The sequence below is a fragment of the Nostoc sp. PCC 7107 genome (assembly GCF_000316625.1).
In the GTDB taxonomy this organism is placed as follows: domain Bacteria; phylum Cyanobacteriota; class Cyanobacteriia; order Cyanobacteriales; family Nostocaceae; genus Nostoc_B.
The window spans coordinates 4,678,646-4,705,132 of record NC_019676.1 but is presented as its reverse complement, the minus strand read 5'-3'; the positions used below and the strand labels follow the sequence as shown (position 1 = coordinate 4,705,132).

Annotated in this window: 25 protein-coding genes; 12 read left to right on the top strand and 13 right to left on the bottom strand. The window is 41.8% G+C overall.

Features of this window, described 5'->3' with window-relative positions; genetic code table 11:
• Positions 1-106 precede the first annotated feature (106 nt).
• Positions 107-772 carry a phycobilisome degradation protein NblB gene (nblB, locus tag NOS7107_RS20075; RefSeq protein WP_015114778.1) on the top strand — a complete coding sequence of 222 codons (666 nt, stop codon included), beginning with the start codon at positions 107-109 and terminating at the stop codon, positions 770-772.
• Positions 773-916: 144 nt separating this feature from the next.
• Here the strand turns inward: nblB and NOS7107_RS20070 are convergent, their stop codons facing one another.
• The 5 genes from NOS7107_RS20070 to rpaB form a co-directional block, all read right to left on the bottom strand.
• Positions 917-1,525, bottom strand: coding sequence for a Uma2 family endonuclease (locus NOS7107_RS20070; RefSeq protein WP_015114777.1), 609 nt, complete (start codon positions 1,523-1,525; stop codon positions 917-919).
• A 200-nt stretch (positions 1,526-1,725) separates the two neighbouring features.
• Positions 1,726-3,873 (bottom strand): serine/threonine-protein kinase, encoded by a 2,148-nt coding sequence (locus tag NOS7107_RS20065; protein WP_015114775.1) that lies wholly within the window; start codon positions 3,871-3,873, stop codon positions 1,726-1,728.
• A 299-nt stretch (positions 3,874-4,172) separates the two neighbouring features.
• Positions 4,173-4,691, bottom strand: coding sequence for a DUF456 domain-containing protein (locus tag NOS7107_RS20060; protein ID WP_015114774.1), 519 nt, complete (start codon positions 4,689-4,691; stop codon positions 4,173-4,175).
• Positions 4,692-4,816: 125 nt separating this feature from the next.
• Positions 4,817-5,461, bottom strand: a complete 645-nt coding sequence (locus NOS7107_RS20055) for a cofactor assembly of complex C subunit B (protein ID WP_015114773.1) — start codon at positions 5,459-5,461, stop codon at positions 4,817-4,819.
• A 162-nt stretch (positions 5,462-5,623) separates the two neighbouring features.
• Entirely contained in the window at positions 5,624-6,352 is a 729-nt protein-coding gene (gene rpaB, locus NOS7107_RS20050; protein WP_011318678.1) for a response regulator transcription factor RpaB, read from the bottom strand.
• 176 nt (positions 6,353-6,528) lie between these two features.
• On the opposite strand from rpaB, the gene radA reads away from it, so the two are divergent.
• The 4 genes from radA to NOS7107_RS20030 all read left to right on the top strand — a co-directional run bounded on the left by radA (position 6,529) and on the right by NOS7107_RS20030 (position 10,421).
• The gene (gene radA, locus NOS7107_RS20045) at positions 6,529-8,109 is read left to right on the top strand and encodes a DNA repair protein RadA (protein ID WP_015114772.1); all 1,581 of its coding nucleotides are present in this window, start codon (positions 6,529-6,531) and stop codon (positions 8,107-8,109) included.
• Between the two features lie 75 nt (positions 8,110-8,184).
• Positions 8,185-8,919 (top strand): Uma2 family endonuclease, encoded by a 735-nt coding sequence (locus NOS7107_RS20040; protein ID WP_015114771.1) that lies wholly within the window; start codon positions 8,185-8,187, stop codon positions 8,917-8,919.
• Between the two features lie 225 nt (positions 8,920-9,144).
• The gene (locus NOS7107_RS20035; protein ID WP_015114770.1) at positions 9,145-9,762 is read left to right on the top strand and encodes a DapH/DapD/GlmU-related protein; all 618 of its coding nucleotides are present in this window, start codon (positions 9,145-9,147) and stop codon (positions 9,760-9,762) included.
• A 188-nt stretch (positions 9,763-9,950) separates the two neighbouring features.
• Positions 9,951-10,421 (top strand): hypothetical protein, encoded by a 471-nt coding sequence (locus tag NOS7107_RS20030; protein ID WP_015114769.1) that lies wholly within the window; start codon positions 9,951-9,953, stop codon positions 10,419-10,421.
• A gap of 123 nt (positions 10,422-10,544) precedes the next feature.
• Here NOS7107_RS20030 and NOS7107_RS29740 read toward each other — a convergent pair whose 3' ends face one another.
• Positions 10,545-11,846 (bottom strand): Rid family detoxifying hydrolase, encoded by a 1,302-nt coding sequence (locus tag NOS7107_RS29740; protein WP_015114768.1) that lies wholly within the window; start codon positions 11,844-11,846, stop codon positions 10,545-10,547.
• A 94-nt stretch (positions 11,847-11,940) separates the two neighbouring features.
• The gene (locus tag NOS7107_RS20020; RefSeq protein WP_015114767.1) at positions 11,941-12,375 is read right to left on the bottom strand and encodes an NUDIX hydrolase; all 435 of its coding nucleotides are present in this window, start codon (positions 12,373-12,375) and stop codon (positions 11,941-11,943) included.
• 154 nt (positions 12,376-12,529) lie between these two features.
• On the opposite strand from NOS7107_RS20020, the gene malQ reads away from it, so the two are divergent.
• Positions 12,530-14,038: a 4-alpha-glucanotransferase gene (malQ, locus tag NOS7107_RS20015; protein WP_015114766.1), complete on the top strand. Its 1,509-nt coding sequence runs from the start codon at positions 12,530-12,532 to the stop codon at positions 14,036-14,038.
• Between the two features lie 94 nt (positions 14,039-14,132).
• Here malQ and NOS7107_RS20010 read toward each other — a convergent pair whose 3' ends face one another.
• On the bottom strand, positions 14,133-14,933 hold the full coding sequence (locus tag NOS7107_RS20010) for a RodZ domain-containing protein (protein WP_015114765.1): 801 nt from the start codon (positions 14,931-14,933) through the stop codon (positions 14,133-14,135).
• Positions 14,930-15,724, bottom strand: a complete 795-nt coding sequence (locus NOS7107_RS20005) for a pseudouridine synthase (RefSeq protein ID WP_015114764.1) — start codon at positions 15,722-15,724, stop codon at positions 14,930-14,932. The genes NOS7107_RS20010 and NOS7107_RS20005 overlap by 4 nt, the downstream gene beginning before the upstream one ends.
• 140 nt (positions 15,725-15,864) lie before the next feature.
• Between NOS7107_RS20005 and NOS7107_RS20000 the strand changes: the two genes are divergently transcribed.
• On the top strand, positions 15,865-16,578 hold the full coding sequence (locus NOS7107_RS20000; RefSeq protein WP_015114762.1) for a DUF2993 domain-containing protein: 714 nt from the start codon (positions 15,865-15,867) through the stop codon (positions 16,576-16,578).
• Between the two features lie 36 nt (positions 16,579-16,614).
• Here the strand turns inward: NOS7107_RS20000 and NOS7107_RS19995 are convergent, their stop codons facing one another.
• Together NOS7107_RS19995 and cbiT are read right to left on the bottom strand one after the other, a co-directional pair.
• Complete coding sequence (locus NOS7107_RS19995) at positions 16,615-17,499, bottom strand: phosphatidate cytidylyltransferase (protein ID WP_015114761.1); 885 nt, start codon at positions 17,497-17,499, stop codon at positions 16,615-16,617.
• Positions 17,500-17,579: 80 nt separating this feature from the next.
• On the bottom strand, positions 17,580-18,182 hold the full coding sequence (gene cbiT, locus NOS7107_RS19990) for a precorrin-6Y C5,15-methyltransferase subunit CbiT (protein ID WP_015114760.1): 603 nt from the start codon (positions 18,180-18,182) through the stop codon (positions 17,580-17,582).
• Between the two features lie 92 nt (positions 18,183-18,274).
• Between cbiT and NOS7107_RS19985 the strand changes: the two genes are divergently transcribed.
• The 3 genes from NOS7107_RS19985 to tatA all read left to right on the top strand — a co-directional run bounded on the left by NOS7107_RS19985 (position 18,275) and on the right by tatA (position 20,245).
• Positions 18,275-19,672 (top strand): serine/threonine-protein kinase, encoded by a 1,398-nt coding sequence (locus NOS7107_RS19985; RefSeq protein WP_015114759.1) that lies wholly within the window; start codon positions 18,275-18,277, stop codon positions 19,670-19,672.
• Positions 19,673-19,760: 88 nt separating this feature from the next.
• The gene (locus tag NOS7107_RS19980) at positions 19,761-19,901 is read left to right on the top strand and encodes a hypothetical protein (protein WP_157374095.1); all 141 of its coding nucleotides are present in this window, start codon (positions 19,761-19,763) and stop codon (positions 19,899-19,901) included.
• Between the two features lie 170 nt (positions 19,902-20,071).
• On the top strand, positions 20,072-20,245 hold the full coding sequence (gene tatA / locus NOS7107_RS19975) for a twin-arginine translocase TatA/TatE family subunit (RefSeq protein ID WP_015114757.1): 174 nt from the start codon (positions 20,072-20,074) through the stop codon (positions 20,243-20,245).
• Positions 20,246-20,855: 610 nt separating this feature from the next.
• On the opposite strand, the gene cphA is transcribed toward tatA, so the two are convergent.
• Positions 20,856-23,564: a cyanophycin synthetase gene (gene cphA, locus NOS7107_RS19970; RefSeq protein ID WP_015114756.1), complete on the bottom strand. Its 2,709-nt coding sequence runs from the start codon at positions 23,562-23,564 to the stop codon at positions 20,856-20,858.
• Between the two features lie 170 nt (positions 23,565-23,734).
• On the bottom strand, positions 23,735-24,598 hold the full coding sequence (locus NOS7107_RS19965) for a cyanophycinase (RefSeq protein WP_015114755.1): 864 nt from the start codon (positions 24,596-24,598) through the stop codon (positions 23,735-23,737).
• Between the two features lie 654 nt (positions 24,599-25,252).
• Between NOS7107_RS19965 and trmD the strand changes: the two genes are divergently transcribed.
• Together trmD and ispF are read left to right on the top strand one after the other, a co-directional pair.
• Complete coding sequence (gene trmD, locus NOS7107_RS19960) at positions 25,253-25,960, top strand: tRNA (guanosine(37)-N1)-methyltransferase TrmD (RefSeq protein WP_015114754.1); 708 nt, start codon at positions 25,253-25,255, stop codon at positions 25,958-25,960.
• A gap of 20 nt (positions 25,961-25,980) precedes the next feature.
• Complete coding sequence (gene ispF, locus NOS7107_RS19955; protein ID WP_015114753.1) at positions 25,981-26,463, top strand: 2-C-methyl-D-erythritol 2,4-cyclodiphosphate synthase; 483 nt, start codon at positions 25,981-25,983, stop codon at positions 26,461-26,463.
• Positions 26,464-26,487: the final 24 nt, after the last annotated feature.

Genomic DNA, 26,487 nt, shown 5'->3' with positions numbered 1-26,487 from the left:
CATCAGTCCTTTGTCAATAGTTAAGAGTTTCTTGACTATTGACAAAGTAAATTTGACTATTAACTATGGAGATTTTTTAAAACATTTTTGAAATTAGGATCATTAAATGAGTATTACTCCTGAGTCGGTAAGACAAATGCTCAGTTCTGAGGATTTGGGCGATCGCTTACGTGCTGTCAATCACATCCGCGACTTAGAACCTGTGATTGGTTTGGAACTAGTGCAGATTGCTATAGGCGATAGCAACTCTAGAGTGCGGTACTCAGCAGTGAGTCAAATGGATACACTTGGTACACAAGATTTGCAACTATCTTTGGATATTTTACGCGATCGCTTGCTCAATGACCCCGAAGCTGATGTGCAAGCCGCCGCCGCCGACTGTTTAGGGGCGCTGAAACTACACGATGCGTTTGTAGATTTAGAGCAACTTTACCACTCTACTGGTGAGTGGTTAGTCCAATTCAGCATTATTGCCACATTAGGCGAGTTAGGTGATCCGCGTTCTTTTGAATTACTCAAACAAGCACTTTCATCCGAAAACGAATTAGTCCAAACCGCTGCTATCAGTTCCTTTGGAGAATTAGGAAATATCGATGCTATTCCTTTATTAGCTCCATTCTCTACCAGTCCTGACTGGCAAATGCGCTATAGAGTTGTCCAAGCTTTAGCGCGGTTAGGTGGAGCAGAAGCCAAATCGATATTAGAAACTTTGGTAAATGATGAAGTTGAAGCAGTCGCCATAGAAGCGCAGAAATCGTTGCAGACTGTTTAGTTATTAACGGATCGCACCTTGATTTAACAATGGTGCGATCGCTTTCCCTATCCGAAAAGACTAAAGATTATTTGTGTCACAATTGAGAAAAAGAATATATATCCTACAACCCGACAAGCACTGATGTGTGTGGTTATTTGCCAATCAAATAGGATTGTTATATTCCTTATTTATTATCTGAATATATTCATTCACAGCATCATATTGGTCAGTCATTCGCGCATATTTTGCTAATAAATCTAAATTTAAATCAGGCAACAAATTGCTTTTAGTAGCTTTTATATAGCTGTCACCTTGCAAACAATAAAGTGATAACAAACCATCTTCCCAAAACCAAACTTCAGGTACTCCTAAACGCTGATAAATTTTTAGCTTATTAATTCCACCACTTGTAACAGTTATTTCCAAAATTAAATCAGGAATTGGTTTTTTTGTTCCTAAATTATAAGACTCATCAGGTTCTCGTCGTGTATTATCTTCCTTATTACCTATAGTTGCACTTCCACGTCCATAAAACCGGATGTTCTTCATCCGCATATAGACTTCTAGTAACATCGCCAGAGTTTTTTTATTATCCTCGTGATCATCAGACAGGGGTGACATAATTTCTAGAAGACCGTCTAAATAAGTTAGCCTTGCGCTTGTCCCAGTAAGGGCAATATCAAGCTGTTCTAACTTTTCCCAACTGACATTGTACAAAAGAACGTAGGAAGTCTCAGCATTACTAGGTTGTTCCAAGACAAGGGAAGACATAAGCTAGACCATAGCGTGGCTTTTTTCTATGATAAAACCTAATATTAGTATTTAATGAGGTGACATTTAGCGTGGGCGTTGTTGACTAAACGCTGATATAGTATTTCTGGAATTTGCAGAGTAATTGTTTCTGTTGCCATTGTTCAATTCCCCACCCTGCTTGGTTAAACTGTCTTTACTTTAGCGTAGGTCAATCATTGCTACGGTAGCCGCCAAACTTTGACGGTTTTGTCCATACTCCCACGGGCAAGTGTTTTGCCATCTGGACTAATAGCAACGGAATTAACTCCATAATCATCTTCGAGGTTGAGGATTTCCTCTCTAGTTGCAATATCCCACACTTTAATTGTTTTGTCGTGGCTACCACTGACAAGGGTTTTGCCATCTGGACTAATAGCAACGGAATTAACTTCAGCTTCATGACCTTTTAGGGTATTGATTAGCTTTCCTTTTGCGATATCCCACAGTTTGATAGTTGTATCATTACTACCACTAGCAAGAATTTTGCCATCTGAACTAAAAGCGACGGAACGAACTGATTTTGAATGACCAGGGAGAGTCAGGATTTCCTTTCCTATTGCAATGTCCCACAGTTTGATGTTGTTGATATTGGAGTTTCTTTCCCCACTACCACTAGCAAGAATTTTGCCATCTGGACTAAAAGCGACGGAACGAACTGATATTGAATGACCAGGGAGGGTAAGGATTTCCTTTCCTTTGTCGATGTCCCACAGTTTGATGTTGGAGTTTTTTTCCTCACTACCACTAGCAAGAATTTTGCCATCTGGACTAAAAGCGACGGAACGAACTGCTTCTGAATGACCAGGGAGAGTAAGGATTTCCTTGCCTGTGGAGATATCCCACAGTTTGATGTTGGAGTTTTTTTCCTCACTACCACTAGCAAGAATTTTGCCATCTGAACTAAAAGCCAAGGAACGAACTGCTTCTGAATGACCAGGGTGAGTAAAGATTTCCTTTCCTTTGTCGATGTCCCACAGTTTGATGTTGGAGTTTTTGTCCCCACTACCACTAGCAAGGGTTTTGCCATCTGGGCTGATGGCAATGGGAATAAATGGATTGTAATTGGAATAACCTTGGAGGACATTTTCCAAAAAGATTTTGTTTGCTTTACTTTGACTAGCTAGTTCACTAACATTTGCAATTATCGGACTAGGTGGAAACAAGCGATCGCGAGTATAACCATATATTTGAATTCCTACTAAGGTAATAGCAACACCCAGCAGCAAGTGTTTTGCCAACTTAGTATATTGTCTCGATGGCTGTGGCGATACTTCTGAATTTACTAGTCGCTCTACTAATTTTTCTTTTGTAAGTACTTGATCTTGAGAAGAGACTAAGGCTGGTGACGATGATGATGAAAATGAAATTAGTTGTTGATGTATTGGTAATTGTGTTGGTGGTAAGTCTGCAAAGTCTTGCTGGATTTTGGTTATAGAAGGCTGTGGTGGTGGGTTTAAATCCTTTAATAATTCTTCCACCGACTCATAACGGTGATGAGATTCTTCTTGCAATAATTTATCTAGCATCCGCCCAAATTCTTGACTTACACCTTGTCGTAAATGATTTCTCCAACTAAAAACCCAGCCATAACCTTGTCGTTTCCACAACTCCCAAGGGTGAGTTCCACTCAACAAGTGAAAGCAAGTTGCACCAACACTATATAAATCACTGGAGGGGAAAGCTTCGCCACCTTGCATTTGTTCCATAGGTGCATAACCAAAAGAACCAATTTGAGTTCCAGCTTGCGTCACTGCTGTTGCGGTCAGTTGCTTGGATGCACCAAAATCAATCAGTACTAACTTGCCATTACTATGGCGAATAATATTCTCTGGCTTAATATCGCGGTGAATAACTTTTTGTTGATGAACTGTTTTGAGAATATCTAATAAATCCAGCAATAATTCCCTAACTTTATTTTCTGTGAAATGTCCGTCCTGTTGTAATTCTTTTAATAAATTCTGTCCTTCAATAAATTCCTGTACCAAGTACAGGCGTTTATCTTCATTAAAATACGCTAACAGTGTGGGAATTTGCGGATGTTTGCCTAACTGTTGCAGTCGCTTTGCTTCTTGTTCAAAGAGTTCTGTAGCTTTTTTGAGTGCGCCTGTTCCCTGGACTTGCGGTGCAAATTGCTTAATGACACAAGGCTCATTGAGTTTGTCGATATCTTCTGCTAGATAAGTTTTCCCAAATCCACCGCCACCTATGGATTGAATTGGACGATAGCGGTTTCTCAAGGCGATTAATGGCGCTCCACAGCTAGAGCAGTACTCTATGCCATCCAAGTGAGGTGGGTTTTGGCAGGCCGGATCTAGGCAGCAGGTCATAACTGTGCATCTGTCTGGGGTTGTAGTTATTATCGCTTAAGCACGACCTCATCTGAGTAGATACCGCAAAATAATTAATATATTGAGTGTTCAGTTTAGGTAAGTCAAGCCAATACCATGCTTATTCCATGTGTTGGGTTATGCGTAGGCAAAGCCAGTAGAATACATCGCTTCATTCAAGCTACTGGCAAGACTGATGATTATCTATGTCACAATTGCATGACAGACGATAAATCCTACAAACGAACCAGCACAAGCCTGTGTGCGTGTCTGCCAAATATGATCAAATACCTACTTAGTCATCCACTAAATACTTGCGGCCAAGTTGTGACTATAAAAACTGCAACAGCTGTAACTGCTAACAACCCCTGAATTAAATTCCCGACTAATGTACCAACGACAATTCCAATACCTGCTTTAACTGCTGGCCATAATTCTCGGCGGAAAATAAATTCACCAATAATTGCGCCTATTAGCGGCCCGAATAACATTCCTAACAATGGCCCGCCAAAAGGTAAAGCTGGTAAGAATCCCAAGATTCCTAAAACTAAGCCAACAACTGCACCAATTTGTCCCCATTTACTCGCCCCGGCTTGTTTTGCTCCGATGTAACTGGCTAAAAAATCAACTCCGACACTTAAAAGCAAAACAACAATTGTTACTATTAAGGGTATTTTAATCGCGGCAAAAGAACCACTGACAAGTCCCCAAATAATAATGGCGGCTAAAATTAAACTACTCCCAGGAATTGCTGGGACTACAGCACCAATAATTCCAACAATCATTAAGGCAATTAATAACCAATAAATAATTTGCATGAGCGTTTAAATTTTTGAAATATCCGACGACAAGATAGGAAAATAAAGTAAATAATTAGCTGTAAACATACTCTGAGTTACTTTGCGTTTTCTTCCATCTACCTCTGCGTTTAAAAATTAAATTATTAGATATACGAACTAATTGTGACAGCTAATTTATCAGCAATGCCAGCAATCCAATTTTCATCTTGTTTGGTGTAACTTCTAGGTGCATTTGCGCCTAAAATCATCACGCCTTTATCCCCAATGGGTTGACAAATTACCCCTTGAGTATTTTCGGGTAAATAATCGAATTCTATTTTGCCGGGGTAGATATTTAAATTAACTAAATAAACTGGCTGTTGTTTTTCCAGTACTCTTTTTAAGATTGTCCCTGGTACTACCTCAGATTTAAGTCCCAGAATACCGCGACGTAACAAAACTTTGCCTTTATATACAACTACCAGCGATCGCGTTACGGTGTTAGTTAATATCATCCGAGATGCCCAGGCTAGTTCTGTTTTCACGGCTTCTGGTAAATTGTCTGCAAGTACAAAACCTTCTTCTCCAATCAGTTCGACAACATCCGGCGATCGCGGCTGTACTTGCTGCCAAATTAAACCCGTTAAAATTAACACGGCACTCAAAATTACACCCAACACATCACCACGAGATTGAGATTCTGTTAGTTCTAGTGTTAATAAACGGTTAATCAGCAAAAGTATAGCGCCTAACCCACCGACAACTATGGGTAAACGGCGCAAAACTCGATTGGGATCAGGTTTGGTCATTTTAAGTGCTGAGTGCTGTAAAGCCCTGCGGGCAATGGCTGCGCTTAGAGCGGTAGCGGGGCATTTAGCCCGTGCTGAGTGCTAAGTAATGAACGATAAAATTTCATACTTCACACTAGCCTGCGGCAAGCCGCTGCGCGTCTACATACTTCATACTTTCGCTTACTCTTCTCCAGGTTCAATTATGCGTTGAAACAAATAACCCGTACCTCTTGCCGTCAGGATTAATTCTGGGTTACTGGGGTCGTCTTCTAATTTTGCTCGTAATCGAGATATATGCACATCCACCACCCGCGTATCTACATGGCGTTCTGGTGTATATCCCCAAACTTCCTGCAAAATCTCAGAACGGGAAAAAGCTTCTCCAGAACGGCTAACCAGCAATTCTAGTAAGCTGAATTCCATTCCCGTCAAGCGAATACGCTCATCACCTTTGTAAACTTGTCGCTTGTTGGTATCGATTTTGATATTTCCTACGTGAATTACCCCAGAACTGGGAATTCCCGAAGCACCAGTTTTATCTACGCGGCGTAAAACTGAGCGAATCCGCGCTTCTAGCTCTTTGGGGGAGAATGGCTTAACTACGTAGTCATCAGCACCTAATTCTAAACCTGTGATGCGATCGGCAACGTCCCCCAAGGCTGTTAGCATAATAATAGGGACATCTGACTCTTTACGTAATTCTTGACACACGCCGTAACCATCCAGCTTTGGCATCATTACATCCAAAACTACTAAATCAGGATCGGATTTGCGAAAAGTTTCTAACGCTTCCTCGCCGTCGCCAGCAGTCACAACATCGTAGCCAATCATAGAAAGGCGCGTTTCTAAAATCCGGCGAATGCTGGCTTCATCGTCTACCACCAGGATTTTTTCTTTATGACTTTCCAAGTTTCTCAACGCTCCTTAACTAAAATTTTTCATGATTAATTTTTAATACCATAATATTAAGATATCATTCCCTCAATTGATTTGAAAAATGCTGGAAAAACCAGTTTTCTTTGACTTTAGTTTTTTGTAAGAATTAAGAAAAAATTAAGATTAATTAACTTAATTAAGATTTAAGAATGCCTAAGCCTAAAACCTTTTACATTTGTAACGAATGTGGTGCAGAATCTCCTCAGTGGTTTGGTAAATGTCCTAATTGCGGAACCTTCAATTCTTTAGAAGAACAAATTGCCATTCAATCTTCTGTTGATGTACCCACAAGAGGAGGAGTCGGCAGTTGGCATAAAGAGCAAAATAATGGTAAATCCCACGCTAAACCAGCCAAAGCACGGGCTTCGCTGACATTTGATCAAATTAGCGATCGCCAACTCACGCGCTGGAAATCTGGCTACGAAGAATTAGATCGGGTGTTAGGTGGTGGTATTGTTCCCGGTTCAATGGTATTAATTGGTGGTGATCCGGGGATTGGTAAATCTACATTATTGCTGCAAGTATCAAATCAACTAGCGCAGAGATACCGCATTCTCTACGTTTCTGGGGAAGAATCAGGACAACAAGTCAAATTGCGGGCGTTGCGTTTGGGTGTTTCCAAATCGGTGAGTGTGGTTGGTAATGGGAATGGCACAACAGCCGAAGCAACCTTAGATATAGACGAAGCAGCAGTCACCGTAAATGCCGAAGTATTAGAAGTAGCAACAGTAACAGACCCCTCTGAGCGTTTAGGTGCAGATTTATATGTCTTACCAGAAACTGATTTAGAAGAAATTTTGCGGGAAATAGATTCACTCAGACCAAATGTAGCGGTGATTGATAGTATTCAAACCGTATTTTTTCCCGCCCTGACATCTGCACCTGGTTCTGTCGCCCAGGTGAGAGAATGTACCGCAGCCTTAATGAAAGTGGCGAAACACGAAGACATCACGATGTTAATTGTGGGACACGTCACCAAAGAAGGAGCGATCGCCGGGCCGAAAGTCTTAGAACACTTAGTAGATACAGTACTGTATTTTGAAGGCGATCGCTTTGCCTCCCACCGCTTATTAAGAACCGTGAAAAACCGTTTCGGCGCTACCCACGAAATCGGCATCTTTGAAATGGTAGAACACGGACTGCGAGAAGTTTCTAACCCTTCCGAGTTATTTTTAGGCAATCGTGATGATCCGGCCCCAGGTACAGCCATTGTTGTGGCTTGCGAAGGTACACGCCCGATTGTGGTGGAATTACAAGCCTTGGTTAGCCCGACAAGTTACCCCTCACCCCGACGCGCCGGGACTGGTGTAGACTACAACCGCTTAGTCCAAATTCTCGCCGTTTTAGAAAAGCGGGTGGGGATTCCCATGTCCAAGCTAGATTCTTATGTGGCTTCTGCGGGTGGATTGAGTGTAGTAGAACCAGCCGTAGATTTAGGAGTAGCGATCGCAATTGTTGCGAGTTTTCGCGATCGCATCGTTGATCCAGGTACAGTTTTGATTGGGGAAGTTGGGTTAGGAGGACAAGTGCGATCGGTTTCCCAAATGGAACTGCGGTTAAAAGAAGCAGCTAAATTGGGATTCAAACGCGCGATCGTCCCAAAAGGAACAAAATTTCCCGACCTTAATCTGGAAATCTTACCAGTATCCAAAGTAATTGATGCCATTATTGCTGCCATCCCCCATCAAACATTAGAAGATAGCGATTTCGAGCCAGACGACGACGAATAGGTAATAGCTGATAGGGGACAGATTATAGAATTTCCCCTACACCCTCACACCCTTATCCCCCCACACCTACTCAACATGACAGCCATCATCACCCAAAACTATCAAGTCAGTTGGGAAAAACTACCCGATGATTACGTTCTTCCAGATGAGCCAGTGGATAACATCAACCAACCAGCCATAGCCGCCGCCCTCACAGAAAGTCTACAAATTGCCGGAAAAATCCCCGAAAATGCCTTTACATCCACAAATTATGGGATTTGTGCCACTTTAGATGGAAAAATGGTCATTAAAGCCCCTGATTGGGCATATATTCCCAAAATCACCGTTGATAAGGCAGAAGTAATCCGCAGTTACACTCCCCAACTCCAAGGCGATATCCCTGTAATTGTGATGGAATTTATTTCCGATACAGAAGGAACAGAGTATTCTGCCAAACCAACCTATCCTCCTGGGAAATGGTTTTTTTATGAGCGCATCTTAAAAGTGCCAAACTATGCCATCTTTGAACCTGATAGCGGTAACTTAGAAGTTTATCGCCTAGATAACAATACAGGCAGATACACCATCCAAACCCCTAACGAGAGCCAACATTACTGGATTAGCGAAATGAATCTTTTCCTTAGCGTTTGGCAAGGTACTCGTGAAAATCGCACAGGCCATTGGTTGCGGTGGTGGGATGAACAAGGAAACCTATTACTCTGGGGTTTTGAGTTAGCAGAACAAGAACGACAACGTGCTGAACAAGAACATCAACGTGCTGAACGACTAGCAGCACAATTACGTGCAGCGGGTATTGAACCACAAGATTAAATGTTTGGTCAATACCTCATCACTTAAGTTTTGATAAAACACCCCACTCTTCCTCATAAGAAAGGTGGGGTGTACTATATCTATAGGATTGCAATAGAAACTTTTGTGTAGAAATCCTGATTAAATAACAATCTACTGTATATATTTTAACAGCAGTCTTTATCTAATATAAGCGATCGCTCATTTTCTAGAGAATAGCGGCAGAAATCATTTTTTATACAACCTATGAAAAAAATTAGCCATAAAATTACTCATAAATTAGAGCGCATCTTAGTATCTTTCATCCCGCATATAGTCAAGTGGGAAGAGTATTTGCAAACCAAAATCAAGCAATATAAACATCAAAAACTAAAGCAACAATTAAAATCCGTCGGTTCCCGTGTGCGATTTAGAGATAATATTCGGATTGATCATCCGCATAATGTTTCTTTTGGCAATAAAATTTACATCGGTACTAACGTTGTTTTAGATGGTCGCGGGGGAATTACAATTGGCGACAACACTACAATCGGATTTAACGTTGTTATCTTATCTGCAAATCACGATTATCAAAGCAATACTCTACCTTACGAACACGATGTTTACATTCATAAACCTGTAATGGTTGGTCGCAACGTTTGGATAGGCGCTAATGTTTTAATTATTCCAGGTGTTGTGATTGGCGATGGAGCAATTATCGCCGCAGGTACAGTTGTAACTTCTAATGTGGAACCTCTAGCAATTGTAGGCGGTCAACCTAGCAGAATCATCAAATATAGAGATAAAGAACACTATGACCGTCTTGCACTTGAACAAATAGGTCAAACTGAAATTTCTTCAGTTTATTCTAGCATTCAAGGTTAACATAGCTATCAATTCCGGAAACTGCTTAATTAATATTGGATCTATAGCCATCCTAGATAATTTGCACGCACAAATTAAATAGGATAGTGAAACTTATTTTGTATTGAGCAAGGAAAATTGCCTCTTAATTCCGTTGTTCAATTACTAACAATCTTAATTCATTATTAATTATCGCGGCTCTGGTCAATATGCAGTTATCTAGAAACAGCAAAAGCGGATATTTGGCAGCAATTATTGGTAGTTTTATCGGTGCAGTTATACTTTTATATTTGGGCGGTTATTTAGGTAGAGAATACGTAATTAAATTTATGCCTAATGCCGAATTAGAAGGTATTATACCACCTTTAGTGGGTCAATTTTTAGGCTGGTGGATTGGAGAAGTACTTGGATGTTGGATAGCTTTACGCTGGCAAAATTATAGAAAAGTAAGTAAAACAGTTAAATTATTAGCAATAATAACTCCGATTGGAATAATTATTTGGGTGGTAGCTTTTCTTTTTGCATTCCAACTCCTCAATCGTAGTTTTAGTGATGTAGAAATTTTGCAATTGCAAAATCAAATCAGACCAATATCTGTCGGTTTATGGATAATTGCTTTAGCATGGCTGGCAAGATTTTTAACAAAACCCCTACCGCGCGATCGCTATACTTATGAGTAAGTAACACGCGCCTTTTAAAACCTCCGAGAGAAACAAGATCCCCGACTTCTTTGAGAAGTCGGGGATCTGAACAAGCGCAATTTTCACAAATCCAATAGTGTTACTATTGCTAATCAACTAGTTTCAAACAACTGCGATACAGTCAATCTCTACCAGCACATCTTTAGGTAAACGCGATACTTGAACACAAGCACGCGCTGGGGCTGTATCTTCAGGGAAGTATTTAGCATAAATCGCATTTACAGCCGCAAAATCATTCATATCAGCTAAAAATACAGTTGTTTTAACAACATCAGCAAAAGTCGCCCCAGCAGCTTTTAAAATTGCTTCTAAATTTGCTAATACTTGCTCAGTTTGCTTTTTTACATCATCAGTGTAAACAACATCACCCAACCGGGGATCGATCGCAATTTGTCCAGCTACAAATATCATTTGACCAGAAGCTGCGATCGCTTGATTATATGGCCCCACTGGTGCAGGTGCTTGATCAGTATTAATAACTTGTCGTGTCATAGATATTACTTTTTCTAACGATACTACCTGTTTACCGATTTCTACCTCAGAGGCGATCGGTTTGTAAATTTCTCCATCAGGCATTATCGCACCAGTTAGGTCAGCATCTATAAAGCTGGCTCCATAAATATCAGCACCAGTTAAGTCAGCCCTTCTCAAATTTGCTCCATCCAGATTTGCGTTCGTTAAATTTGCCCCTCGCAGATTCACTCTTTCTAAATTAGCGCCTTGGAGCCTTGATTTTATAAGGTTTGTACTTTGTAGAGATGCGGCTGTAAAGTCTACATCAGTTAAGTTCATCCCTGATAAATTCACTTGGTATAGGTTTGCTCTGTGAAATTTAACGTTTTGCAGTTTAGCACCTATCAATGTTGCCTCAGTTAAATTTGCTAGAGTAAAATCAGACTCCATTAAATAAGCATCACCTAAATCGGCTTTACTTAAGTTAGCTTTATTTAAATTAGCTCCAACTAATGAAGCTACACTTAGGTCTGAACTACTGAGATTGGCTCCACTTAAATCTGCTGTATCTAGATTTGCATAAATTAATTTTGCGCTACTTAGATTTATACCTGTCAGCTTCGCTTGTTCTAAGTTCGCATAATTTAAATTAGCACTACTAAGATTTGACCAACTTAAATCAGCACCATTAAGGTCTGTCCAATAAAATGTTGCTGAAGAAGCGCTGACTGAATTTAACTTTGTATTTTTAAGAGATGCTTTAGTAAGATTTGTACTATTAAAGTTTCCTTTTTTTAAGGTTGTCCCACTTAAATCAGATCCAGTTAAATTTGAATTGTATAGATCTATCTCACTAAGGTCTAAGCCTTGAAGATTTTCTTCACTCAAATTTACTGAATGAAATTTTCGTTCCCCTGCGGCATATTTTTCTAACAGTTCCTCAGCATCCATAATGCACCATCAAATACCACTGACACAGTATAATCGCAAGGATTCTGTGCCACCAGTATTCCTCTCTCTGCGTCCTCTGCGCCTCTGTGGTTCGTTAAATCCCTAGCCTGGGACGTATACCATAATGCCGATAACGCCAATAATCCCGCAGAATGCGGTCATGATCAAAACATAAATTATTTGGTACAAGCCAAGACTCAAAAACACCTATACCCTTGGCATCATCTCCCGCCTTTGGTTCTCCTGTAGCGGTAGCCAAAAATACAATACTAATCGTATGCTGACGGGGATCACGATTGGGGTCAGAATATACCAAAAATTGTTCAATTAACTCCACCTGCAAACTTGTTTCTTCCTCCGCTTCCCGCTTTGCAGCTACTTCCACAGGTTCGCCATAGTCCACAAAACCACCGGGAATTGCCCAACCAAAAGGGGAATTAAGCCTCTCAATTAACACTATTGGCCGATGTGGTCGGTCAATTAATTCGATGATGATATCAACCGTCGGAGCAGGATTACGGTAATTCATAGTCAATAGTCAAGAGTCATTAGTCATTCATTAGATCATTAACCAGGGACAAATGACAAATGACCAAGGACAAAAGATAAACCTCCTGTTCTATGGTAGATTCAATGCGATCGCCCAGCGTGTCCTTCAGACTTATACTTGAAATTAAATAAATATGCCTTTTCCCAGATCCAGCGGCATTTTGCTGCATCCTACCTCATTCCCCAGCCGATTTGGTATTGGTGATTTAGGCTTAGAAGCCTATAAGTTTATTGATTTTCTCAGAGAAAGCTACCAGCAATATTGGCAAGTTTTGCCTTTGGGGCCAACTGGTTATGGTAATTCTCCTTACGCTGCTTATTCTGCAATGGCGGGTAATCCCTTCATCATTAGCCCTGAAAAGCTGCAAGAAAAAGGTTTACTATCAGACGAAGACTTTGCTAACCTGCCAGAATTTAACAATTCTCAGGTAGACTACGACAAAGTTATAGCAATTAAAACTCCACTGCTCAAAAAAGCCTGCAAAAATTTTCAAAACCAAGCAACACCTCTACAACAAACTGAATTTGCCGGTTTTTGTGACAGCAAAGCTTATTGGTTAGATGATTATGCCTTATTTATGGCGCTGAAAGATGCGAATGAGGGGACAAGCTGGCATACGTGGGAAGCAGCACTAGTCAAGCGTGAACCAGCCGCAATTGAGCAAGTAAAACAGCAGTTAAATGCGGAAATTTTTTATTACAAATTCATCCAATTTGAATTTTTCCGCGAATGGTCGGAACTCAAAGCTTATGCCAATATGAGCGGTATTCAAATTATTGGCGATATTCCCATTTATGTAGCTCAAGATAGCTCTGACGTGTGGTCGCATCCCGAAATCTTTTGTCTGGATGAAGAAACCAGAGAACCGAAACTAATGGCCGGAGTTCCACCAGATTATTTTAGTGCTACTGGTCAATTGTGGGGCAACCCGGTTTACAACTGGGAGGAATTGCAAAAACAGAACTTTAAGTGGTGGATAGGTCGCTTTGAAGCGATGTTGGATTATTTAGATGTAATCCGCATTGACCACTTTCGAGGATTTGAAGCTTATTGGGCTGTTCCCCAAGGTGAAGAAACTGCGATTAATGGCGAGTGGGTGAAAGCGCCTGGGGAAGAATTGTTTGATGCTATTAAAGAAGCTCTAGGTAAACTACCTGTCTTAGCTGAAGATTTAGGAGTAATTACGCCAGAAGTAGAAGCACTCCGCGACAAATATGAATTTCCGGGGATGAAGGTGTTACAGTTCGCCTTTGGTTCTGATCCCGGTAATCCATTTTTACCTTTTAACTACTCGCAGAATTTCGTAGTTTATACCGGAACCCATGATAATGACACAACAGTGGGCTGGTTTGACAAAGCTAATGATTACGAAAAACGCAACTTTTTACTTTATTTAGGTTGTATTAGTCCTGAAGGTGTGCATTGGGATTTAATTCGTCTGGCTTTAAGTTCCGTTGCTAATCAAGCAATTATTCCGTTGCAGGATGTTTTAGGCTTAGCAACTGATGCGCGGATGAATTTCCCTAGTGTGGCTGAAGGTAATTGGGGGTGGCGCTATCATTCAGATGTACTTACCAGAGAAGTAAGCGATCGCTTAAAAACTCTCACCCAATTATACGGTCGTGCTCCTCAACAAAAATGAGGGAAATTGAGCAGGGGGCAGGGAGCAAGGGAGAAAATATTCCCCCTTGCTCCCTGCACCTTATATCCCCAGCCGCTTCGCTCCCTCATCGTGATTAAGATTGAGGTTTAGCCGCAGCAATCTTCACTTCTTCCGGTTTCCCAGGTTCTCCCATTTGCTTTGCTTCCTCTTGATTAACGCTCATCATCACACTACCAGCATTATCAGTTTTCACTGTCAGTTGCTCTTGCGCTTTCCAAACGCGATGGCTTCCCTCTGGTAAAACCCCCTCAAACTCGGTTTTACCATCAGCAATGACACGAATCCAAGATGCTGCCTTCAAGGTGACACCAATCTGTACAGTTTGATTTTCTTGATTGTCGCTTACAGACTCCGCCTTTGTATTTTCTGGTTCAGAATTAGGCGCTGGTTGTGAAACCTTTTCTGGTTGTGACTGATTATTATCAGCACTCAATTCCGCACTGCTTAATACTTTAGACAAGCTGCTAACAGAGCAAATAATTACAAATATATACAGCAAGTAAAGATGAACTGGTCGTAGTAGTTTCATCGACCTATTAACAGAAACAGGCGCTGTGGTAGCAACTGACATAGCAGCCACAGGAAAAGCCTTAGCAAATTCTGCACCGTTAAAACCTAACGCGTCGGCGTATTGCCGAATAAAGCCTTGAATGTAAACAGGTTCTGGCAAATCTTCGAGATTACCTTCTTCTATCGCCTGTAACAGCCGCCGCGAGATTTTGGTAATCACCATCATTTCTTCTAGAGACAAACTCCGTTCTTGACGCGCTGCCCAAAGTTGAGCGCCCAATTCTTTCAATTTTTCGGCACGTTGTTCTTCTAGAGTGAGTGTTGGCGGCTGATTGTTTTTTCTTTTAACCTTAAACCACTTCATGCTTTTGCTACGCTCCTTACCTCAGCTGAGTCTTTAATAGTTTTGTGCTTAATGCTCTTTTGCAAAAAGCGAATTTCTTCATCTTTTAGAGAACGATATTGACCTTCACGTAAAAAGATTTCTTTGGGGTTTTTTAATTTAATTGCGCCTATAGCAGTTCGATGTAACTCAATAACTGGATGTCCCAAAATCTCGGCTACGCGACGAATTTGGCGATTTCTGCCCTCCTTTAACACTATTTCTAAACAGCTATTTACCGCAAAACTTTCTATAAGATTTACTTGAGCAGGCAGCGTTTTTCTGCCATCTAACATCACACCCTGAGACCACTTTTCGATTACTGCTGGTGAAGGATGGCCTTTGACCAAAACACGATAAGTCTTAGCAATACTATGACTTGGATGGGTGAGTCCAAATGTGAGTTCTCCATCATTGGTGAGAATTAATGCGCCTGTAGACGCTGCATCTAGACGACCAACAGGATGAATTCCTAAACCTGTACGTAACTCTTTGGGTAGTAAATCCAAAACAGTTTTTCTGCCTTGAGGATCATTGCAAGTGGAAACTACTCCGGGTGGTTTGTGTAGCAGCAAATATATTAAAGAGGGACGTTCTGCGGCAGAAATTAATTTGCCATCAATAGCGATCGCATCTTTTTGTGTGTCAACTTTTTGACCTAAATTTGCTGATACTCCATTTACCTGCACACGCGATTGCCGAATCATTTCTTCGGCTTCCCGCCGTGAGGCAATACCTAACTGAGACAGAGCTTTTTGTAACCTTACCTCCATGCTGTAATTACTTATTCTTTATTCAACCTTTAAATAATAATAATATTTGCATTTTGTACTGAATCGCCATAAATGTTACATTTAAGGCTTGTTTCAGTTTAGTTAGTTGATGTGCCATAACTCATCAACAAAATATTTCCATGCCTGAAAAAAATTCCCAAGCAAAGGGTGCAAATAAAATACGAATTATCACCAATGTCCTCACAACCGCAGTTAAACTCTGGTTAAGAGCGCAAGTGAGTCATGTATCCCAGTTAGAGGTGGATATTAAAGCGAGCGATCGCCAACTTCTCTCTGGTCGTATTCCTTGGGTTTCTATTTCTGCAAACGATGCAGTCTATCAAGGCCTCCATATTACACGAATTCACCTCGTAGCGGAGAATATTCAGGTCAACATAGGCGCAGTACTGAAAGGCCAGCCCTTACGACTGTTGGCAACAGTACCAGTGGTTGGCGAACTAATCGTAAATGAGAAAGATCTCAACAGTTCCGTCTCATCCGAACTATTATCGACTGCTTTAAATGAAGTACTGGTTAAACTTTTACCAGAACACTGCCTAAAATCCAAGCAAATAGCTTGGGAAAAAATTATTTTGGAGAATCATCGAATAATTCTGGCTGCTATACTAACATGTCCAAGTGACAATACACCTCTGGAAATATCTTTAAATTTAAATTTAGTTAGTAATCGAGAATTACGGTTATCACAGATTCAAGTTTTAGAAAATAGTTCGCCACTAGTTGCAAGTAACGAAGATTACCATCTAGATTTAGGTTCTGATGTGGAAATACAAGAACTCAGCGTGATCCCGCCGCAATTAGTTTGTCGCGGTAAGATTAACGTGAATCCATAAAAATATGAAGGGTAAAATTTTTTATACCTTGTGCCTTCACCTAATCAGCGGCAATAACAGGGTAACGAAATAGTAGACCAAAGGGGCTGTAAAAATGTAACTGTCTGTGCGGTCTAAAATTCCACCATGACCGGGGATCAGTTGTCCAGAGTCTTTTACTCCAGCATCGCGCTTCAGCATAGATTCAGTTAAATCGCCTAACAGACTAGCAATACCAATCAGTAAACCCAAAGCTGCGCCTGTGAAGAGAAATTGGGGTAACTGAAGATAATAAGATCCTGCTATGGCAACAGCAACGCTGGCTGCTATCCCAAATGCTGCGCCTTCCACAGTTTTTTTCGGGCTAATGTCTGACAAGCGAGTTTTACCGAAGAATTTACCAACTACATAAGCACCGATATCTGCTGCCCAAATACATAAGAACGCCAGTATTGTTAGTGTGAATCCTGGTGGTAAAGCGACTAAATTTTTTTGGTCTAAAATATCAGTCCAAGAATTAGGCCAGTAACCTTGTAAGGGAATATTGCTAACGGCTGCACTCCCAATGCCTCGTAATCTTACCCAGTAGCTCGACAGATAAGCTACATAAAATAACCCCATAATCGAAGCGGAAATGTCAGCAATTGTCGCCATCTTTGGCTGAAATAGGAGATAAAAACAAATAAAAGTTCCACCCAGAGGTAGTACCGCATCAGCTAAACTGCCGTCCATTGTACAAATTATCAGCAAGGCTTGGCTGACAAATAAGGTAGTTTTCGCAGCAGGGACAATGCCTCTAGCTTGTACTAAATTAAAATATTCCAATTGACCCAAAAAGATGCTGACAGCAATCACAATGGTAAAATACCAACCGCCTAACAGGGTGGCTACCAAAGCAAGAGCGATCGCAATAATTGCACTAATAATTCGAGACCAAGGCATAGAAGTAAGTATGAAATGTTGAAGTATGAAGTCTGAAGTGTAAAGTGTTAATTTCATACTTGATACTTCAGACTTTAGATTTAGTCTAGTTTCTCACCACTGAGGATAAAAATGGGATCAACTGCTGTAAAAGTCTGAGAAAAGCCTCGTGTCTCCAGGCGATTCACAGCAGATTGAACAACTTCAATATTTCTGGCTTGCAACTGCGAAAAGCTTTGAGAAATAGCATACAAGCTCTCTAGATTAGCAGCTGTAGCGACGACTCGCCCTGATGGTGGCAAATAATCCCATACTGCTTGTAAAATCTCCTGGATAGCTCGTCCCCCTTCAATACAAACGCGATGAGGTACTGTTTTAATTTCATGTAAACATTCTGGGGCGCTACCTTCCAGAACTTCAACATTTTTGACATCAAAGCGATCGCAGTTACGCTTAATTAAGTTGGCTACTTCTTCATCTCGTTCTACAGCAATAATCTTGCCTTGGGGACACAATAAGCCAACTTCTACCGGGATAGTACCAGTTCCTGCGCCAATATCCCAAAATACGGAATCAGGTTTTAGTCGGAGTTGAGCAATCAACAACAGCCGCACTTCTCGCTGGCTGAAGGGAATTCCTGGTAATTGCTCGAATAATTCGTCCGGTATACCAGGGGTAACATAAGGCCAATGTTGGGAAGGCATAGAGACACACATTTATACTAAAGATATTGGTTTGTCTAATGGGATAAACCATAAACTATAAGAATTTTTGCGATGTAGCGTCATAAGTAATCATGATCCCTGAGCAAATATTAGGCGAACGCTACGAAATTCAACAGCAACTGGGCAAAAAAGCAGGGCGGCGGACTTTTGTTGCTCGTGATTTAACAACTCAAGCATTAGTCATCATTAAGTTACTCTCTTTTAGCAGTGACTTTGAATGGGATGATCTCAAGTTATTTGAGCGTGAAGCCGAAACTTTAAAATCTTTGTCACATCCTGCTATTCCTCGTTATTTAGACTATTTTGAAGTAAATTCACCTACCATTAAAGGATTCGCTTTAGTACAAACTTATATCCCAGCCCAAACTTTAGAGCAATACTTAAAATCTGGGCAGACTTTTACAGAAATTGAAGTTAAACAGATAGCCACAGCAATTTTAGAAATTTTGACTTACCTACACGGTTTAAATCCACCTGTGATCCACCGTGATCTTAAGCCTAGCAATATTTTATTGGGCGATCGTTCTGGTAACAGTGTCGGTCAAGTCTATTTAGTCGATTTTGGTTCGGTGCAAACTGTTCTGGCTGCTGAAGATGGAACACGAACGGTAGTAGGTACTTACGGTTATATGCCACCAGAACAATTTGGTGGACGGACTGTACCTGCATCTGACATTTATAGCTTAGGTGCAACTTTAATTTATTTAGTTACCGGAACTCACCCGGCTGATTTACCCCAAAAAGATTTTCGGATTCAATTTGAAACCGCAATTAATCTCCGTTCGAGCTTGAGTCGGTTTTTGAAGTGGATGACTGAGCCTAGTTTAGACAGACGCTTGAGTAATGCAAATGTAGCGCTACAAGCTTTAAATGATGCACGGACACCAGCAGCAATATCATTAACTAGTGAACAACCTGCTGGAAGCAAAATTCAAATCACAAAGAATTGGGATGTGCTAGAAATTAGAATTCCTCCCAGTGGTTTTAAACCATCAATGCTATTTACTGGTGCATTTGCGATCGCTTGGAATTCCTTTATTTTATTTTGGACTATCAATGCGATCGCCGTACCTTTTCCGATAAATGTTCCCTTTGTTCTGTTCTCACTGCCTTTTTGGAGTGCTGGCTTTGTGATGATCTGGGGCTTAGTCTTTGGGTTATTTGGCAGTTTGCGATTACGTATAGATCATGAGCAAGTTAGCTTCCACCGGAATTTGTTAGGTTTGACATTTCATCGGACTAAACCATCACCTAGAGAAAATATCACTAAGTTAGTTTATATTCCCCAGCATTTTATTAAAGATGGAGAAGGTAATCGAATTATTGTGTCAGCACAATTAGATATCTGGATTGGAGTAAAAAAATATCCGCTTCTTGCTAACACAGGTATAGTTTTATCAGAAATTGAACTATCATGGTTAGCCAATGAATTAAGTGATTGGTTAAATATACCAATTCAGCACCAATAAATAAACTGGCTCATATTGAGAGATGTGAAACGTGGAAAATTCAAATAAAAGACAATCGTTACTAAAACTCATTCCAGCACATTTAAACATGGCTCCTGAAAGTACTCTAGAAAAAGTTTTAGAACTACTAGAAGATGAAGAAGATATGCTTGTGATGAAATCGCAAGCTCAAAAACTAACAGTACTATATCTTGGGATGAATATAAGCAAGAAAGAGCGAGGACGTTAGATCCCCAACTTCTGCGATAAGTCAGGAATATTTTTATTCATCTATGATTTAAGAATGCTATATATTTAGTGTTAATTGTAATTGAAAACGCAACATCCTAGAGAAGTTGATCAAAACTCTTCATCTAGAATAGTAGATTAAAAAATAAAAATAACATAGAGGAACTCTATATGTTTGGACTAGGATGGCCAGAAGTTGGTGTAATTGCCATAGTTGCCCTGCTCATTTTTGGCCCTAAAAAAATTCCTGAATTGGGAAATGCACTAGGCAAAACGCTAAGGGGTTTTAAGGAAGAATTGAACACTCCGAATGATGAAACGAGTTCGGAAAAAGAACAGGAATAAGTAGGTAGGTGTTAAAAATTGTCGTTATTACAAGGCAGGAGGTGAGGTAGCCGCCGTCTTTGCGGTTCCCGTCGTTCGCGTAGCGTCTCCGTCAGGAGATGAGGGACTGCCGAACCTGAAGGGCAGGAGGGAAGAGGTTTTCAAGCCACTTTACTTTTTGTTACATAGTTCGGTTTATTTACACCGTTCTACTTAATCCACCAATTTTGAATTGAAATTGAATCTAATAATCTAGGACAGCAAAAATAAATTCAGAAAGATTTTGCGCTGTTTCAGCGATCAACCAGATCATCAAGAATTGCTGAATCTAGGACTTACACCTTGATAGGAAAGACCAAATATTGAATAGAGTTAAAAACTCCAGAGACTAAGCAAAAAACCGCAGAAATATTTGGAGGGGGTTTGGGGGACGCAACCGTTCCCCAATCGGGGGTATGGGGGAGAATCCCCCAATTCTTGGTTTTTCCGACACAATCCAGTAAAAATCTGTTAACTGAACTGCATTGTCTAATAACCCCCTTTTACCAGACTCAGTAATGAGTATAGTTAAAAAATAAAGGCGCGAAAATATCGCGCCTTTATTGCAGAAAAATGAATTATTGTCTTTTGGTTAGAACAATGTGTTGATCACCGAGGAAGGTGACACCCCATTTTGATTTTGGTTTTCTGTGGTTGTAGGAGTATTTTGTAGAGGAACTTCCTCCTTAACTAGACCACGTGCTTTAATTAACTTAATTGCGCGGCTCACGCTCTCTGGCAAAATTACCACTAGGCCGTTTTCTGGAGCCATATCCAAACCTTTGTTGATGGCTTGGGTTTCGTCCATTATTACCTCGCAGCGTGCGTCGGGTTTAACTTGAGTAATCCCCTTCATAATCAATTGAGAAGCCGATCCCCGTGGTCTACCGCGCGTGTCATCATCTTCTTTAACGATGATGTAGTCGAAAATATCAGCGGCTAGTTTACCCAAAGTAACAAAGTCTTCGTCACGGCGATCGCCAGGGCCACCAACTACCCCAATTCTCTGTCCATTGTTCCAGTTACGCACAAATGCACCCACGGCTTCGTAACTGGCTGGGTTGTGGGCGTAGTCTACCAAGGCGTGGAAAGTACCTAAATTAAATAGGTTCATCCTTCCTGGTGTTTGGCTGACGGAAGCCCGGAATGTCCTTAAACCAGCGCGAATCTGCTCAATGGTGACATTCTGCACAAAGGCTGCCAAGCCGGCGGCTAAGGCGTTGGCAATCATAAACGGCGCGCGTGCGCCCATTGTCAATGGTATTTGTTCTGCCCTTTCAATGCGGTGTGTCCAGTCGCCCTTGACAATTGACAGATAACCGTTTTCGTAAACTGCGGCTACTCCACCCTGTTGAATGTGCTTGCGGACTAATTCTGAGTCTGGGTTCATGGTGAAGTAGGCAACGTTTGCCTTGGTTTTTTCTGCCATTGCAGCCACGCGGCGATCATCAGCATTGAGTACGGCATAGCCATCAGGATATATGGCTTCGGCAACTACACTCTTGAGGTTGGCTAATTGATCGATGGTATCAATATCACCTATACCTAAATGATCGGCCGCTACATTCAACACAATACCCACATTTGCTGCTTCAAACCCTAAGCCGGAACGCAAAATACCACCACGTGCGCTTTCTAATACAGCTACTTCTACAGTTGGATCTTGCAGGATCAGATGGGCGCTTTGCGGGCCTGTGTTGTCTCCTGCCTCTACTAAATAATCACCAATATAAGTTCCATCTGTAGTTGTATAGCCGACTACTTTACCCGTTTGTTTATAAATATGTGCCAGCAATCGGGTTGTGGTGGTTTTACCATTTGTACCAGTGATGCTGAGGAGGGGAATCCGGCTAGACTGTTCATTGGGGAACAGCATATCCATCACTGCACCAGCAACGTTGCGAGGAATCCCAGAACTGGGGGCAACGTGCATCCGAAAACCAGGAGCAGCGTTGACTTCCACAATTACCCCATCTACTTCACGCAAGGGGCGGCTAATATCTGTGGTGACGATGTCTAAGCCAGCAATATCCAACCCAATACTCCTAACTACCCTTTGAGCAATCCAAAGGTTTTCTGGGTGGATTTCGTCAGTCCGGTCTACAGCAATGCCACCTGTACTGAGATTGGCGGTAGCTCGAAGGTAACAAATAGTTCCCTTCTGTAGCACACTATTGAGGGTATGACCTTGCCGTTCTAGCAGTTGGTAACTAGTGCGGTCTAGTTCAATTTTGGTCAGAACCTTATCGTGTCCGTCACCTCGATTGGGGTCTTTGTTGGTTTCTTCAATTAATTCGGTGATCGTGGATCTACCATCACCAACGACATGAGCAGGCACACGTTCGGCTACGGCCACTACTTTGCCATCTACCACGAGTACTCGATGATCGCGCCCAACATAATATCGCTCAACAATTATTGATCGGGAAACTTGTCTGGCAGCTTCATAGGCTGCTTCTGCTTCTTCCCAATTTCTAATATCAATGGTGATGCCTCGTCCATGATTGCCGTCTAGTGGCTTAATTACGATGGGATAGCCACCAACGTATTCAATTGCTTCTTCCAAATCATCCAAAAAGTTAATGACGGTACCTCTGGGTACTGGGACACCAGCTGCGGCTAGGATGCGCTTTGTCGCTTCTTTATCACAAGCTAGTTCCACTCCCAAAATGCCGGTTTTATCAGTCATGGTTGCCTGCATCCGTTTTTGGTTCACGCCGTAGCCCAGCTGAATCAAAAAACGCGCTCCCAGCTGCATCCAGGGAATGCCTCTTTTTTCTGCTTCTTTGATAATTGCTTCTGTAGAGGGGCCTAAAGAAGCGTCACGCCAGAAATCTTTCAGGTCTTGGATATCTTGTTCTAGTTCTGCCTTGGGATAGCGGCCGCGATCTACAATGCTTTGACACAGCCTGACTGCGGCTCTGCCAGCATAGCGTCCCGCTTCCTCGTTCAGGTACTCAATGACTACCTGATAAACGCCGGGGGTGGAAGTTTCACGGGTGCGACCGAAGCCTACGTGCATTCCAGCTAGTTCCTGGAGTTCTAAGGCTACGTGTTCTACAATATGACCCATCATGGTACCTTCTCGTACCCGCATCAGAAAACCACCATGACAGCCAGGCGAACAATAGTGACCCTCCAGACTTGGCAACGCCTCAACTAATCCTTCATAAAATCCAGGGATTTCATTTGAGGGTGTCTCGGCAAGGTTCTCTAAATCGAGGCGCATGACGATCAGTTTGTGGCGTCGAATGCTCCAGTAGTTTGGGCCGCGTAAGGTCTGGATCTTGAGGATTCTCATGGGAATAGGTAGATGGAGATTCGGAACCAAAATTCTAGTTTCTTACTGGATTTGATCGCTAAACTGTTCATGGTAAACAGTTTTTTCTGTTTACATGGTATTCCGTTAATTTTTTCTATCGCTAGAAATATACGCGATCAACTCAGTGTAACCTCGGATACTCTATCCCGTCAGCTGGAGATCCGGTGTACCGCAGGCAATACAGTCCGCTGGTACAAGTGGAAACGATCGCCATAGCTGAGGATATGCAGACGTAAGTTATGCAATGTCAATGGTTCATTAGCACCAACATGGGGTTCATTGGTGTGGGTCAGTTCAGTGGGGTCGACAATGGTGACACTGCCTTTGCCCATGACTTGTAGCCAACCATCGCGTTCAAATACAGCACAGGTATCTTCATCGATACCGATTCCCAGTCTGTCTGGATGAGAGGCGATCGCACTCAGCAGACGACCTATACGATTACGGTTGTGGAAGTGTTGATCGACAATTACTTCAGGAATAAATCCTAAACCCGTTGCCATGTCAACTAAAGAGCGATTTGGTGTTTCGCCACTACCGCCACCAGCAATCATGTGATGCCCCATTACTGCCGCACCAGCACTAGTACCTGCTAAGGTTAACTGTCCACCTCTTACCCGCTGACGGATAATTTCCATCGCTGGTGTGTCTGCCAATACGCCACAAAGACGTAGTTGGTCTCCTCCTGTCAGAAATACCCCGCTACACGCCTCTAGAGATGCCTTGATCTGGGAGGATTCGCATTGTTCCCGCTCACGAATATCTAAAATCTCAACTTTTTCAGCACCCATCTCCTCAAAAATGCGAATATACCGACCACCGATGATAGCGGGTTCGCGGGAGGCTGATGGAACAATTGTAATATAAGCCTTACTAGCACCAGCACGGCCAAAGAAAGTTCTTAGGATTTCGCGCCCATGAACTTTATCTTCAGCGCCTCCGATGACCATAACAGCGGTTTTAGTTGCTTGGGGTGTCCTCATTTCCAGCGATTTAGCTTGTAATTGCTGCATTTTGTCTCTCCTGTCAACAACTTCAGGAGCCATCGCTGTGGACGGGTTCCCCGGCTTATGGCGAATGGCGTGAGCCATTGCGTTGGAGGGGTTCCCCGGCTTGTAGCAAATGGCGTGTGAACTTAACAAGGTTCAGTATCCTAATGCTTTGGGCATTTTGCTTTCTTAAGAGGACACTTTTTGGAAGTTGCAAGGGGCAATTTCTGCCAACTTGGCTTCTCGCTTGAGGCACATGAAGTTTTTATTTTTCATGTGTCTATTGCCTTTCCTCAAAGCCAGCGCCTTGTTGTTCACCTGTTCACGGTTCCAGACTGGCAGAAGATTGTTTAGGCGCTAGGGTTCCTGGGAGAATTTGGGAACTAAGTTTCCTTTCTGGGGTTGGGTGTGAGCAGGTCTTAACACGCTGTTTCTAGGTCTGGCTCAATACATCCTGGAAGTTGTTAACTTTCGTCAGATTATTAATTTAAATGTAGTTGTCACAATATTTAAACATAAATTAAGTGATTAGAAAAACTTTGGTTGCCACTAAAAATCAATAGTTCTAGTACTTTTAGATACTATTGATTAAGTTTATCTGTAGTTGTAACCTACATTTGCTGCTTGTGTTTACTAGACATTCAATTTTAAGATTAGTGTTCTCGAATACGAATTACTGTGCGCTTTGATATAGTTACGCTTTTTCCTGATTGTTTTACCTCAGTTCTCAGTTCTGGGCTGTTGGGTAAAGCTTTAGCCAAACAAATTGCCCAAGTGAATTTAGTCAATCCCAGAGATTTTACCAATGACAAACACCGCAAGGTAGATGATGAACCCTACGGAGGTGGGGTGGGGATGCTGATGAAGCCAGAACCAATTTTTGGTGCGGTGGAGTCGCTACCCTGTTTACCTCGCAGAGAGATCATTTTGATGAGTCCACAAGGTCAAACTATCGATCAACCTCTGTTGCGGGAGTTGGCGACTAATTATGACCAATTAGTCGTTATCTGTGGACATTATGAAGGGGTAGATGATCGAGTCCAACATTTAGTGACACGGGAAGTCTCTTTGGGAGATTTTATTCTCACGGGTGGCGAAATTCCGGCAATGGCTTTAATTAATGGTGTGGTGCGCTTGTTACCGGGAACTGTGGGTAAGGTAGAGTCTCTGAAAGCTGAAAGTTTTGAAGAGGGTTTACTAGATTATCCTCAATATACCCGTCCTGCTAATTTTCGCGGCTGGAAAGTACCAGATGTCTTACTTTCTGGGAATCACGCCGCGATCGCTCGTTGGCGTTATGAACAACAAATTAAACGCACAGGCGATCGCCGTCCCGATTTACTGGAAAAATGGCAAGAGGAGAAAAAGCAGGGGAGCAAAGGATAATAACTTATTGATTATTAACTATGAACATCAGAATTGGTAATGGCTACGACATTCACAGATTGGTGAGCGATCGCGCTTTAATTTTAGGTGGAATTCACATTCCCCACGAATTGGGTTTACTAGGACACAGTGACGCTGATGTATTAACTCACGCCATTATGGATGCTATGCTCGGAGCTTTATCTTTGGGAGATATTGGCCATTACTTTCCCCCTAGTGATCCCCAATGGGCAGGTGCAGATAGTTTAATACTTTTGACTCAAGTACATCAGCTAATTCAAGAGCAAGGTTGGCAGATAGGCAATATTGATTCAGTAGTGGTGGCCGAACGCCCAAAGTTAAAACCGCATATCGAGAAAATGCGTAGTAAACTAGCCACTGTTTTAGAATTGCAACCTAATCAAATTGGTATCAAAGCTACCACCAACGAAAAGCTCGGCCCAGTAGGCAGAGAGGAAGGCATTTGTGCTTATGCTGTAGTCTTACTTGTCGCTACTGATTAATTTAGCGTTTGAATGTGGCGACTA